At 54.6% G+C, this 13636-nt stretch carries 11 protein-coding genes; 8 read left to right on the forward strand and 3 right to left on the reverse strand.

Going from position 1 to position 13636, the window contains the following annotated elements; translation table 11 throughout:
• Positions 1–217: 217 nt before the first annotated feature.
• Positions 218–1348 carry a type IV pilus twitching motility protein PilT gene (locus LAO76_04010; GenBank protein MBZ5490081.1) on the reverse strand — a complete coding sequence of 377 codons (1131 nt, stop codon included), beginning with the start codon at positions 1346–1348 and terminating at the stop codon, positions 218–220.
• A 228-nt stretch (positions 1349–1576) separates the two neighbouring features.
• On the opposite strand from LAO76_04010, the gene LAO76_04015 reads away from it, so the two are divergent.
• From LAO76_04015 to LAO76_04050, 8 genes are all read left to right on the forward strand, one after another.
• A complete protein-coding gene (locus LAO76_04015; GenBank protein ID MBZ5490082.1) occupies positions 1577–2869 on the forward strand; it encodes an NAD(P)/FAD-dependent oxidoreductase in 1293 nt (430 codons plus the stop codon).
• Between the two features lie 103 nt (positions 2870–2972).
• Complete coding sequence (locus LAO76_04020) at positions 2973–3335, forward strand: BON domain-containing protein (GenBank protein MBZ5490083.1); 363 nt, start codon at positions 2973–2975, stop codon at positions 3333–3335.
• Between the two features lie 362 nt (positions 3336–3697).
• Positions 3698–4243 carry a DUF2059 domain-containing protein gene (locus LAO76_04025; GenBank protein MBZ5490084.1) on the forward strand — a complete coding sequence of 182 codons (546 nt, stop codon included), beginning with the start codon at positions 3698–3700 and terminating at the stop codon, positions 4241–4243.
• A gap of 82 nt (positions 4244–4325) precedes the next feature.
• On the forward strand, positions 4326–4877 hold the full coding sequence (locus tag LAO76_04030; GenBank protein ID MBZ5490085.1) for a GNAT family N-acetyltransferase: 552 nt from the start codon (positions 4326–4328) through the stop codon (positions 4875–4877).
• A gap of 241 nt (positions 4878–5118) precedes the next feature.
• Positions 5119–8469: a carboxypeptidase regulatory-like domain-containing protein gene (locus LAO76_04035; protein MBZ5490086.1), complete on the forward strand. Its 3351-nt coding sequence runs from the start codon at positions 5119–5121 to the stop codon at positions 8467–8469.
• A gap of 35 nt (positions 8470–8504) precedes the next feature.
• Entirely contained in the window at positions 8505–8804 is a 300-nt protein-coding gene (locus LAO76_04040; GenBank protein MBZ5490087.1) for a hypothetical protein, read from the forward strand.
• 116 nt (positions 8805–8920) lie between these two features.
• Entirely contained in the window at positions 8921–9772 is an 852-nt protein-coding gene (locus tag LAO76_04045; GenBank protein MBZ5490088.1) for a zinc metallopeptidase, read from the forward strand.
• 245 nt (positions 9773–10017) lie between these two features.
• Positions 10018–10788 (forward strand): PilZ domain-containing protein, encoded by a 771-nt coding sequence (locus LAO76_04050; protein MBZ5490089.1) that lies wholly within the window; start codon positions 10018–10020, stop codon positions 10786–10788.
• A 190-nt stretch (positions 10789–10978) separates the two neighbouring features.
• On the opposite strand, the gene LAO76_04055 is transcribed toward LAO76_04050, so the two are convergent.
• Together LAO76_04055 and LAO76_04060 are read right to left on the reverse strand one after the other, a co-directional pair.
• Positions 10979–11935 carry a branched-chain amino acid transaminase gene (locus LAO76_04055; GenBank protein ID MBZ5490090.1) on the reverse strand — a complete coding sequence of 319 codons (957 nt, stop codon included), beginning with the start codon at positions 11933–11935 and terminating at the stop codon, positions 10979–10981.
• Positions 11936–12145: 210 nt separating this feature from the next.
• Positions 12146–13630 carry a putative glycoside hydrolase gene (locus LAO76_04060; protein MBZ5490091.1) on the reverse strand — a complete coding sequence of 495 codons (1485 nt, stop codon included), beginning with the start codon at positions 13628–13630 and terminating at the stop codon, positions 12146–12148.
• Between the last annotated feature and the right edge of the window lie 6 nt (positions 13631–13636).

Below are 13636 nucleotides of genomic sequence, written 5' to 3' on the forward strand. Positions count from 1 at the left end.
GATTGGCGTTTCTCTTCGTTATACTCGGTGCAATGTCCTTTGTGAGATATCGCTACACATGGCATTCCTCAAAAAACAGGCGTTCCTCCAAACCCAAGCATAAGGACGAACCCAAACGCGACGAGTGAAATTAGGCGAAGGCTAAAAATAAAAGGAGACGCTTCGTTCGCGTCTCCTCTGGGTATTTCGTTTGGTGGTTGTTTACAAGTTGAGCTTGCTACGCTCTTCCGGCGCTAAATCCGGCTTGCTCCATTTGCTCGCGTGCGGCATCGGCTGTGGAATGGATGCCTTGCACTTTGAGCTTGAAGTCGTCCGGATTGCTGGCGTTCTCCAGGGCGGTTTCATAGCTGACCAGGCCTTGCGAGTACAAATCGTAGAGGGACTGGTCGAACGTCTGCATACCGTACTGAGAGGTGCCGGCGCCAATGGCCTCATGTATCAGGCGCGTCTTTTCCGGGGTCATGATGCACTCGCGGACAAACGCGGTAGAGATCAGTACCTCGGTGGCTGGGACGCGGCCTGCACCGTCAGCGCGCTTAACAAGTCTCTGGCTGACGACGGCCCGCAATGTGGCGCCAAGCTGCATACGCACTTGCTTCTGCTCCGGTGGAGGAAATACAGCGATGATACGGTTGATGGTTTCAACTGCATCCAATGTATGCAGTGTTGAGAAAACTAGGTGACCGGTTTCGGCGGCGTGCAGCGCGGTGGAAATCGTCTCCAGATCGCGCATTTCGCCCACCAGGATCACGTCCGGGTCCTGACGCAAACTAGCTCGCAAGGCTGACCCGAACGAGGGAGTGTCCACCTCCACTTCACGCTGGTTGACAAAACCTTTCTTATCACGATGAAGGAATTCGATAGGGTCTTCAATCGTAATAATGTGCTCAGAGCGGCTGGAATTGATGCGATCCAGCATGGCGGCCAGTGTGGTTGATTTACCTGAACCGGTCACGCCGGTTACCAGCACCAGTCCGCGGGCCTCTTCGCAAATGTGTTCAATTACTTTAGGGAGATAAAGTTCTTCAAGGGCGCGGATCTTGGTGGGAATCACGCGCAGTACCAGTCCGACGTTGCCGCGCTGCTGAAAGACGTTTACACGGAAACGTCCCAGGCCGGCGACGCCATAGGCCATATCGAGTTCGGCCACTTCTTTGAACTTTTGTTTTTGCCGGTTGGACATCATGCTGAAAGCCATGTTCAACATGTCTTCCGCGGAAACGCGCGGCTGTTCGGTAAGCGGCACAAGTTCGCCGTCAACGCGCACGTGCGGATAGTTGCCAACTTTTAGATGAAGGTCGGAAGCCTTACGCTCCATCGCAATTCTAAGCAGATCATCAATGTGCATATTTCTAAATCCTGGGCGTCAACAGAACGATCTATATAAGTGGCACTGCTGAATTGGCTGCAACGTAACACGGAGCCGCAGGGAAGGCAATCGGGGAGCGCGCTTACATTTGCTCGCTAAAACCGCTCTTTCTTGACTGCCCTGATTTCCAGCTCTCCGGCCGTGGGGCCAATAAAGCTTTTACCTTCAGCAGTGTACGTTGGGTTATGGCTGGCTACAATGTTACCGATGACACAGCACGTTACTAGACCTCGGGTGGTGGTCATTGGGGCGGGTTTTGCCGGGCTGAACGCTGCCAAGGCCCTGGCCAATGCCCCTGTGGACGTAACCGTGGTGGACCGCAAGAACCACCATACCTTCCAGCCGCTGCTTTATCAGGTGGCGCTGGCAGTGCTTTCACCCGCTGAAATTGCCTCTCCCGTGCGTACCGTGCTGCGCCACGCCGCCAATACTGAGGTTTTGCTGGGTGAAGTAAAAGGCTTTGATCTGCAAAAACGGCTTGTCCTGTTGGACGATCTGAACCTGCCTTACGATTACCTGATCATTGCCGCCGGGGCTACTCACGCCTATTTTGGCCATCCGGAATGGGAGGAATTTGCCCCTGGCCTAAAAACGCTGGAAGACGCCACCGAAATCCGCCGCCGTATCCTGATGGCCTTTGAGACCGCTGAGCGCGAACTGTTTGCCAAGCGCACGCCGCCGCCGCTGAATTTTGTGGTCGTCGGTGCAGGACCCACAGGCGTTGAGTTGGCGGGCGCGATCTCTGACATTGCTGGTCGGCATTTGACAAAAGAATTTCGCTCGATCGATCCGCGCCAGTCGCGCATTATTTTGCTGGAAGGCGGACCGCGCGTTTTGCCTACGTATCCAGCAGATCTTTCCGCCAGCGCGGAGCGCCAGCTAAAAGATATGGGCGTCGAAGTCCGCACCAACGCCATGGTCACCAACATTGAGCAAGGTGTTGTTTCCGTGGGCAAAGAAAAGATACCTGCGTCGGTCATTCTCTGGGGCGCTGGCGTTTCCGCATCGCCGCTGGGTAAAATGTTGGGCGTCCCCGTCGACAAAGCCGGACGCGTGATTGTTCAGCCTGATCTCACGGTGCCGGGACATCCTGAAGTTTTTGTCGCTGGCGATCTTGCTTCAGCAACGCGGCACAACGGCCAACCGGTTCCGGGTGTTGCTCCGGCAGCAATCCAGATGGGCAAGTTTGCTGCCCGCCAGATCAAACGATCTGTAGAAGGCAAGCCGCGCGAGAAGTTTGAATATCTGGATAAAGGCAGTCTGGCGACGATCGGGCGTTCACGCGCTGTAGCCGATTTCGGCAAGCTGCATATCTCTGGCTATTTTGCGTGGCTGGCATGGCTGTTCATCCACTTGCTGTTCCTAATAGGCTTCCGCAACCGGCTTTTTGTGCTTAGCGAGTGGGCGTGGGCTTATCTCACCTATAACCACAGCGCCAGGCTCATCACTGATCCGGCTGAAAAGGATCATGTGGAAACACCGAAAGCGAAGGCCGGCTAGCCTACAAATTGTCAAATGGTAGTCATCTATTCCGGCCAGTGGCATTGAATCTGAGTAGCTGTCCGTGCAACACTACTTATGTGAGAGAGAAAAGGAGGCATTTATGCCCCGTGTCTCACAGTTGTTTCTAGTCGCTGTTTTTCTTCTCTTTGTCCCACCGTCGTTGCGGAGTCAGGACCTCAACCTTAAACCTGCAGGCTCGCTCACAACTTATGCCAGCAACTTCCAAGGGGAGACCCCGCTCCCGCAGCAGGAAAACCCTGATGCCAATCGCAGAATTCGCGATTCCATCCGGGATCTGTTGAGCAGTGACCCGGTGCTCAGCGGCGCCAGTGTGGAAGCCACTGTCGACGACAAGAACATCACGCTTACCGGGACCGTGAAGAGCCATGTGCAACATCAGAGAGTCTTGCAACTGGTGGACCAGTACCGTCGCTGGCGCAATGTCGTGGATCAGATCAAATAGGGCTCTGGTTTTTTAGAACCAGATTCTTGTCTTTTTTGTCCACTCCGATTTTGGATATCGTTGGCGGAGCAAGTTGAACGCCTGGCGATTGTAGTCGTCATGGGAGGATTCATCGCTGCACGAAGGATACCCGCCAGGAAAAGTGCAGCGCTTCGGGTACTCGAGGGTCGTTAGGATGCGCCTTGGCCCAGCCTCAACACTCTGGGAAGATATTGTTCGGACGCGCCGAAGTCTCACAGCGTCTTCCATTCTGTCTCCGCCATGCGCGCCTGTGAGTTTCATGGGAAGAAAAGCTAGACTATCCTTGATCAATCGGGTACTCTGCAACAACCCCCAATATCAATAGGTCTTGAGGAAGAACCATGAAGAATCTTTTAGTTAGCTTGCTTCTATGTCTCGCGCTTTGCGCAACTGGACTGGCACAGAATCCTGCCGATCAGCCAGCCACCAAAGCGGACGTCGACCGATATCTGGAGGCCGTTCATTCGCACGAGATGATGGACCAGATGGTGGTAGCTATGTCTAAGCCCATACAAAAGATGCTGCATGAACAATACGAAAAGAACAAAGATAGATTGCCTGCGGATTTTGAAGCGCGCAGCAGCAAAGAAATGGAAGACATGCTTAAAGACATACCGTGGGACGATATGCTGGAAGCCATGGTACCCGCGTATCAGAAGCATTTCACCAAGGCCGACTTGGACGCTTTAACTGCCTTCTATTCCTCACCCACGGGGCAGAAAGTGATGCGAGAAATGCCAGGGCTTATGGCAGATTCAATGGAAATCATGATGCCTATCATCAACAAACACGTTGAAAAGGTGTCACATCGCCTGCAGGACGAAGTGCTTGCCACACTGAAGGAATCAGAGAAGCCCCAGATTCCGCCGTCAGGACCAACAAAGTGATCACAAGGGGATTTTGAAAAGACAGCGCCGAAGACGAATTGGCGCGCTGGTTCTTTTCGTTACATCTTCCGCTACCCGCGCCATGACGCCCACTCTTCAAACCCCGCGCCTGATCCTGCGTCCGCTGGAACTGGCTGACGCCACGCAGGTGCAGGTGCTGTTCCCAAATTGGGAGATTGTTCGCTATCTAAGAAAAATCGTGCCTTGGCCTTATCCGCCCGATGGCGCTCACACCTATTATCGCGAGGCTGTCCTGCCTGCTGTCGCGCGGGGCGACGAATGGGCCTGGACTCTTCGGCTGAAATCCATTCCTGACCAACTGATCGGCGCAATTAGCCTGTTCCGGAGTGAAACCGATAACCGCGGCTTTTGGCTGGCACTTCCGTGGCATAAACAAGGATTGATGACCGAGGCCTGTGACGCAGTGACCGATTATTGGTTTGAAGTGCTCAAATTTCCGGTGTTGCGCGTTCCCAAGGCCATTGCCAATACCGGATCACGCCGTATATCGGAAAAACAAGGCATGCGCGTGATTGCCAGAGAAGACCGCGATTACGTCTCCGGCCGTTTGCCTTCAGAGATTTGGGAGATCACGGCCCAAGAATGGAGTCAGCGCAAAAAAATGTCATTATAGGGCGTCATTTTCGGCCACCTCAGTCCGCAACTCCCCTTCGGAAGTCATTGCCAAGCCAAGAACCATCTTGAGATGGACCATACCCATCCTGCCCTGTCCAATACCCTGACCCAATAAGTATTTGACTCCGGTGCAGAATAATGTTCCACTCCCTTGCGAGGATTTTAGCTCTATTTCTCAGCGATGAATGACTGACCATTCATTTTGTTCATGTCAACACTTCGCGCCAAGGAGACCCCCAATGAAGTCCAGAAACTTCATTTTCGTCGTGCTTGTATTTGCTCTTTTAATGACGCCAACGCTCTTCTGCCAGGTGGATTATTCCACCGCAACTTTGCGTGGAACCGTGATGGATCAGGCTGGCGCCGTGGTCGCCGGGGCCACAATCACGGCCACCAATACAAGCACCGGCATCTCCAAGGTGGTCAAGACCGGGTCTGACGGCATGTATCGCTTGTCGGCCTTGCAGCCCGGCCATTATCAGGTCACCACCGTCGCTACGGGCTTTTCCAAGGAAGTCTTCAAAGCCCTGGAGCTTACCGTGGGCCAGAGCGCGACCTATGACGTTCATTTAAAGGTCGGCGTGGCCAGTGAAGTGGTGGAGGTCACGGGAGAGAACATCCCGCTGATCCAGACTGAGCAGTCGCAGCAGGCCAACACCATCAATTCGCTCCAGGTGCAGGAACTGCCCAACCTGAACCGCAATTTTACCAATGACGTTTACACGCTTCCCGGCGTGAGTAACTCAGATTCCACGCGCGCGCAGAACCCCGGCTTTACCGGATACCTGACGACGGGTTTCTCCATAGGCGGCAGCAACGGCCGTAACAATCTTTCCACCATTGATGGCGGCGAAAATGAATATGGAACGGGCCAGTACCGCGTCACCAACCTGCCGGTGGATGCCATTCAGGAATATCAGGTAAACCGCAATGCCTTCGCCGCCGAGTTCGGCTTTACCGACGGCAGCGCGATCAACATTGTGACCAAGAGCGGCGGCCAGAAGTGGCACGGTGACGCTTTCGGCTATTTCCGCGATCAGCACACTGAAGCCACAAATTTCTTCAACGGATTGGAAGGCTTCCCCAAGGCATTCAGCCAGAATGTTTACATGGGCGGATCGCTGGGCGGCCCGGTGGTAAAAGATAAGTTGTTCCTCTTTACCGCGTATGAATTTCAGCGGCTGGATACGCCGTTTTTCAATAGCATTCTCAATTCGTCAGAAGCGCAGGGAATCAGCGCTCCGGGGCTGGGAACGAACTGCGCCGCGCAGTTCGCGTCCTTATCGCCTGATCAGTTGTGTTATATCAATGCGCTCAAAGCTTCCGGCGATCCGTTTCTGGTAGGTTTTGCCAACGGAATCACTCCCGGGCTCACGCCAACGAACGATCCCAATCTCAACACCATCCTCAATCGCGACAATGGCGTTTTCAACGCCCCAGATCGTTTGCACAATGTAATCATGCGTTTTGACTACACAAAGAGTGAGCGCGACACCTTCACGCTGCGCGCAGGTTATGTGCATAACAATTTCCATTCGGCAATCGCCGGCATCACAAATTCCACGCCCGACGGCAGCGGTCTTTTCGTCCGCGACTTCAGCATTCTCGGCACGTGGACACGGACGATCAATCCCAACCTGCTCAATCAGATGTTGATCCAGGTGGTGCCCCGCAACCGCTCAGAAGCGTTACCAAACGCCGACAATGGCATCAACTTCAGCCTGGGCAATCTTGGAGCGCCCGGTCTCGGCGGCACTTCAACTTTTGGCGAGCCTTCATTGATCCCCTACAAAGCGCACCAGCAGCGCTATCAGTTTGAAGACGATATTACCTGGAACAAGGGAAACCACACGTTTAAGTTTGGTGCATCCTACCGCCCGGCAAATTACACAGTGCAAGACAATCTCTGGTTCAACAACGAATTTGATTTCAAAGATGGGCTTCTCGGGCTGATTGCGCTCGCGCCGGCTGCAGTGCAGGCGCATCTGATCGGCTTCAATAATAATTTTCATCTAGGTACGCCGGGCTGCGGCCAGAGCGCGCAGAATCCGTTCTGCCTGGGTGCCGCTTCCACCAACCTGAGCGCTGCGCAGTCCTTTGCTTTCGGTCTTCCTGTGGACGTTGTGGCTGGATTCAATAATCCCATCTGGCATGGCTGGGGACACTATTTTGGCAGCTACGTTCAGGATAGCTGGAAGATGTCGCAGCGGCTGACGGTCAATGCCGGTGTGCGTTTTGATGTTGATGGTGAACCACCGCCTCTGGGCGCCAACTTCTACGCCTCGCCCAGGCTGGGCTTCGCCTGGGATCCATTTGGCAGCCACAAGACCATCGTCCGCGCCGGAGCCGGCATTTATTATGCGCCGGTTGACGTGCTGATTCCGTCCTACGGTTCATTGCTGGATGGCAGCGGCCGTTACATCAATGAAGTCCTGCAAATTCTGAGCCAAACTGATCCAAGAGTCGCCGAACTCTGGGGACTGGGTCTGGCAACCGGCAAGCTTCCATTTGGTCATCTCTCTCCAGCGGATTTCGCCGCGGTAGGTATCCCCACCAACACGCCGGGCGCTTCCGTCGGATACAGCGTGGCTCCCAACTACAAGAACCCTTATAGCTTCCAGGCCAGCGCGGGCATCGCCCAGCAGCTTGGCAAGGATTACTCTCTGGAACTGGGCTACAACATGTACCACGCGGTCCACCTCCAAATGCCGGTAGAGACTGCATACCAGCGAATTCCGGCAGGCGGATGCCCAGCGGCCGTGTTGGCCGTCTTCCCCACATGTACTGATGCGACCGGTGGACCGCTTTATGCGCCAACGGGCAGCCAGTTCCAGCACACCACGTATGCCTCGAACGGCAGCTCGATCTACCACGGCCTCACCGCCTCACTGACAAAACGGTTTACCCATGGCGTCCAGTTCCAGGCCAATTACACCTGGAGCAAAACGATTGATGACACCATTGATTTTGCCAGCTTCCAGAACTGGTTCCGGCCAGACAACCTGGCCTCTTTCCGGGCTGTCTCGGTTTTCGATATTCCCCACATCTTCACCGCGAACGCGGTGTACGTGACGCCGTTTAAGCCGGGACAGGGAGCGCTCTCCGCGATCCTGGGTGACATCACCATCTCGCCCATCATTACTTTGCGCAGTGGATTGCCATTCTCTGTCCGCATTCCCAACAGCACCAATAAGATCAACGGTCAGACGCTCGACAGCAACTACGCCATACCGTTCCTGTCCTCGCGCGATGACAACCGGGGCGCGCCGTTTTACACCTGGGACATGAACTTCCAGAAAGCAATCTATATCAATCGTGAGCACAACGTGCATTTGAATCTGATCGCGCAGGCGGTCAACATCCTGAATCACATCAATTTCAACCATGTGAATGATGCGTTTGATATCAACGGCATCCCCGCAAACGGCATCGTGCAGACGGCAAGAGGCCCCTTGAACCTGATCACAGGACCGTTCACTGGTCTGAAGGGTCTGAAGCCAACTAGCGCCAGCCAGCTCACTGATCCATTGTTCTTCTCGCAGGCAGACGTTCCACGCCAGGTGCAATTCGGCCTACGGCTTGCTTTTTAGGAAGTCGAGAAAGTTAGAAAACGGCGAGGGCGATCATGCCCTCGCTTTTTTTCTCAGACGGCCAAAGAAGAGGCCATCCTCATGGATTCAGGCGTGCCAAACATGACAATGAAATATTTGAATTAAAAGAACGTCTGGACGAGGATATGCATTTAAAACCAGATCCCGTTGCTGTGGAGTTTCTCAAGCAGTTCGGGTTGGCGTTACTCTTTGTCATTTTTGGTGCAATGTCTTTCATGAGATATGGCTCTACCTGGTCAAAGCGAAAGCGTTCCTCTAAACACAAGCACAATGACGAGCCTAAAAACAGAGCAAAGGAAACTTCAGAAGATTAGACTTTCCTTTCCTTTGCGTCCTTCGCGACCTTTGCGGTAATAAGGTTTGGCTGAATGCTCATTGCTGAGTGCTGAATGCTCTAGATTGCATCCAAGTCACAAATGGAGGGCAGCCAATGCGGTGGACGCCAGGCGGTACAAGCGGGGACATTGAAGATCGCCGGGACGATGGCGGCGGAGGAGGCGGCTTCGGCTTTGGCGGGATGCATATCGGCATCGGCGGCATGCTCATCCTGCTGATACTCAGCTTTGTCTTCAAAAGAAATTTCTTCACGCTGCTGAGCGGTGGCGGTGGTGCAAGCTCAGCCATTCACGAGCCCGATCGCGCCCGTGACGCCGCAGAAGAGCCAACCGTAAAGTTTGTGTCGTTTGTGCTCGATGACGCTCAGCAAACATGGGCCGGAATCCTGCAGCAGCAGGGCATTCCTTATCGCCACGCCAAGCTGGTGCTGTTTCGCGATGCGACAACTTCAGGTTGCGGATCGGCCCGCTCGGCCACCGGCCCGTTCTATTGTCCGGCCGATGAAAAGGTTTATATCGATCTTGGATTTTATGATGAGCTCAATCGTCGCTTTGGCGCGCCGGGAGATTTTGCACAGGCTTATGTGCTTGCACATGAATTGGGGCATCATGTGCAGAAACTGATTGGCGTTGAGCAGAAGGTAAGCGCGCTTATGCGCAGCGAACCCAATGAACGCAATGCATTATCAGTCAAAATGGAGCTGCAGGCGGACTGTCTTGCCGGAGTGTGGGCGCACTCCACGGATCAGCGCAAACTCCTGGAAAAAGGCGACGTGGAAAGCGCCATGAACGCCGCTGCTGCCGTGGGAGATGACCGTCTGCAAAAGATGTCCACCGGCAGGGTGAGCCCGGAGTCTTTCACGCATGGCAGCTCAGCCCAGCGCACACAATGGTTCAGTCGCGGAATGGATCAGGGAACCATCGCGGCGTGCAACACTTTTCAGTAAGCAAAAGACTGCACAATTTGCCGATGCACGTTATCGCGCATCGATGTCACAGGATGGCGCTCTTCTAATGCAAATTTTCGCGAGCCCTAGGTGAAAAGTCCGTGGAATCGGCCACAGCTTCCGTGAGACTCTTATCCGCAACGGAACCGGCTCAGCGGAGTATGTGATTCCGCTCACGGCGCCACAACCTACGCTGCTTCATAATTGACCTCTCAAGTTTTGAAGTGCAAGCTCCGGGATCTCTGATGAGTTCAGGCAACTTAGCGCGTGAAATCTCTTCCAGCCGCAACCGGCATTTCTCGCCGTGGAATGTCTTCTCGGCGTTGCTGTTGCTCTCAGACGAGCCGACACTCAGCATGGCAAGGAGAGTGATGGAAAGCTTTGGCATCAGTGTGTTTGCTGCTTCCAGCGTTCTTGAAGCGGAAAGGATACTGCGCCATACCAGGCTTGATCTTGCCATTTGCGATTTTGACATGCCTTGCGTGGCCGATTTCAGCCTGCTTCAGGCTTCGTCGCACTGGCGTGGGCTGTCCATCGGCCTGATGCCCACGGCCCGGCTCGACCATGCCAGCCACAAGCGCATCCAGATCCGCATCCCCAAGCCCGTAAGCGTTGACATGCTGGTTCGAAGCCTCAAAGCGTCTTATACAAACATGGCGCAAAACAGAATTGCTGCCTACCGCCATACCATGCCTGTGAAATTAGTTTCGGGAACTTTGGCGCATCGCGGCTGGCAGCGCACGCTGCAGCAGGTGAGTGTGCTCAATGTAAGCCAAACCGGCCTCTGCCTGAATGCCTCCGAGCCTCTGCCTCATGGAGCCGCCATCAGCATGAACCTGATGTTGCCTGAATCTTCGTCCGCTCTGCATGCCAGCGGCAACGTGGTCTGGTCACACACTAGTGGCCGCGCCGGTATTGTGTTTGATCGGTCGGCGGGACCGGAAATGAAAAAGCTGCAAGAACGACTGAATACCTGGCTACCGCGCGAACTGGGAATGGTGGCAAAGACGGCCTAGTTCCAAATCCCGAGCAGAGCGAGGGAACCCTACCGTCACGAAATACTGATGGATCACAATCTTGATCTTGGGCACCAAGGCTCAAAGGGTAGCGATTAATCGCTACCTTTAATCTTTCCCGGTATTAGGTTGCCGGGTACTAGAGAATCTATGAATGTAGCGTTCCCTCGCTCCGCTCGGGACATAAGAGCTACACCCCCACTGGCTGTTTTGATCTGTCACGCACTGGCACCGGCGTAAACCAGTTGTGCCGGTCGGGGGTCGTGCCATTCACGATGCCAAAAAATTCGCGCTGTAGCGCCAGCGTCACCGGTCCCGTGATGCCATTATTGACATTGATCTTGTCGATGGAACGAATTGGAGTGATTTCTGAAGCGGTGCCGCAGAAGAAGACTTCGTCAGCCAGGTACAGCATTTCGCGGGGAATCATTTGCTCAACCACGGGCAGGCCAATATCGTCGCCCAGGGCAATAATGCTCTCGCGCGTAATGCCCGGCAGCACGGAATTGCCCAGCGGCGGCGTCAGCAGTTTGCCTTTGCGGACGATAAAAATGTTTGCTCCTGACGCTTCGCTCACGTATCCATTCACGTCCAGCGCAATGCCTTCCACGTAGCCGTTTACGATGGCTTCCATTTTGATGAGCTGTGAATTCATGTAATTCGCGCCGGCCTTCGACATGGCGGGCATGGTGTTCGGCGCAATTCGCGACCATGAAGAGACACAGGCATCCACGCCATCGCTCACGTTGCCATGACCCAGATATTTGCCCCACGGATAATTAGTCATATAGACCTCAGTGGGTGAGTTGAACGGGTTGACGCCTGCCTCGCCGTAGCCGCGCATCACGATCGGGCGCAGGTAGCAGGGCCACACGCCGTTGGCGGAGACAATCTCCAGAGCGGCGGCGCAAAGCTGGTCCAGGTTGTAATCGATCTCGATGCGGTAGATCTTGGCCGAATCGATGAGCCTCTGCATGTGATCGCGAAGCCGGAAGATGGCCGGTTTGCCTGCTGGCGCGTAACAACGGATGCCTTCAAAAACGGAGGAACCGTAGTTCACCACGTGGGCCATCACGTGAATCTGGGCGTCGTTCCAGGGAATCAGTTTCCCGTTATGCCAGATCTTTTCCGTCGCTTGAATCGCCATTAGGGAGCTCCTTCAGATTGGAGTGCTGCTGCCTGAACGCTGTTCGGACTCAGTCCCGGGCTTCAGAACGGCCCAAACGCACTCTACCACTAATTAGATAGAAAATTCAGGCGAACAGCACATTATATCTGATGGAAATTTCCCCGGCTAACATTACATACGCTGAATTCTGGAGCGCATGAATTACAAATGTTTGCCGGGGAAGCGATTCTACTGTCGTGAACCGGTTACAGCCTGTGATTGTCCCGCTTTTTCCGGGGTTGCGGCATTCGGGGTGCTCTGCGCCACCGCCGTCGCAGGCGTGTAGAGATACGTTTGCGGGTTTGCCATCATTGTGGGCATGGCGGCAAAAGGCTTGGAGTAATCATTGGCGGCGTTCCAAAACAGGAATCCATCCCCATGGTGCAAGTGGGCAGTACTGACCTGCTTCAGGATGTACTCCGGCGAATAAGTCTTGGTGCGCCAGTGGAAAGCCTGGAGCCAGGGACGCAACACCACGCCGGTGCCGGCCGTGACTTTCTCAAACCGATCCATGGAAACGCTGATGAAATGCTCAGGCGCGTCGCCCGGGGCCGCGTAGCCATCCATGCCAAAGAAGTGTGAAGGGTAGATCATGGGTGAAAGCACGTCGCAGTGCTTGGCCATTTTCGTGATGTCCTGTCCCGTATGGCTCAGGTCCACCTGGCGCTGCCATGCCATGATGCCAAAAACGTCCAGGGAAACCAGCACGCCCATGGGGTGCAACTGCGCATAAGCGCGATCAAGGAAATTGGCGATCACATCATCACGGTGGAGCTTCGGATCTTTCTGGAAGGCAAACTCCGCGTCGGCCTGGTTGCCTTCGGCCGGGAAGCGGACATAGTCAAACTGGATTTCATCCACGCCGGACGCGGCCACATATTTGGCCAGGGCGATGTTGTAATCCTGAACTTCCTTATTAGAGCTGTCTGACCAGACCAGCTTGCCATTTTCCCGCCACGGCTGGTGCAGGCTTCTGGACTGCACCGCCAGCGCGCTATGGTTCTGGGCGATGTTGTCATCCCGGAAAAGCGCCTGCCGTGCGATCACATGCATATCCAGCGAATGCAGGAAGCGCACATACTTGGGCAAATTGGTGATCGGATGGTTCTTGACCTTTTTCGCCAGCGGATGATCAAAAGGGATGTTAATGCTGCCGTCGCTGTCCTTAATATCGAAGACCACGGCGTTTCCGCCCGCCTGCTTCCAGTGGCGGACCAATTCGATTCCATGGGCGCTGCCCGCGGTCCCGCCCGTCATATATATGGCGCGGACCTCAGTCTCTTTAGGGAAGGGACGGCTTTTTTCCACAATGGGTTGCGGCTCAATGCCCGGAACCAGGATTGTGTCGCCCTTCTTGAATGTGGTCTTGCCGCCATTCGCCTTGGCGATAGCGTCCACATACTCCGCCACTGTCATGTAAGAGGATTCTGTCAGATGCCCGCGAGCCAGAAACTGGGCGGTGGTTACGGCTTTTGCCGTTACTGAGATGGTTCCCGGAGGAAGTTCTTGTGGTTGTGCAGCGGCGGCTGGCGCGGGGGTCTGCACGGCGATAGCCGGTTTTTCAGCAGCAGAAGCTTGAATCTGGCCGTGTCGCGAGAACGCGACGACCGCAACAATCAGCCCTAACACAACTAAGGCCGCAGAGGAGATGAAACGAAACTTCTTGGGTAACATTTAGGC

The sequence above is a fragment of the Terriglobia bacterium genome (genome assembly GCA_020072645.1).
In the GTDB taxonomy this organism is placed as follows: Bacteria; Acidobacteriota; Terriglobia; order Terriglobales; family Acidobacteriaceae; genus Angelobacter.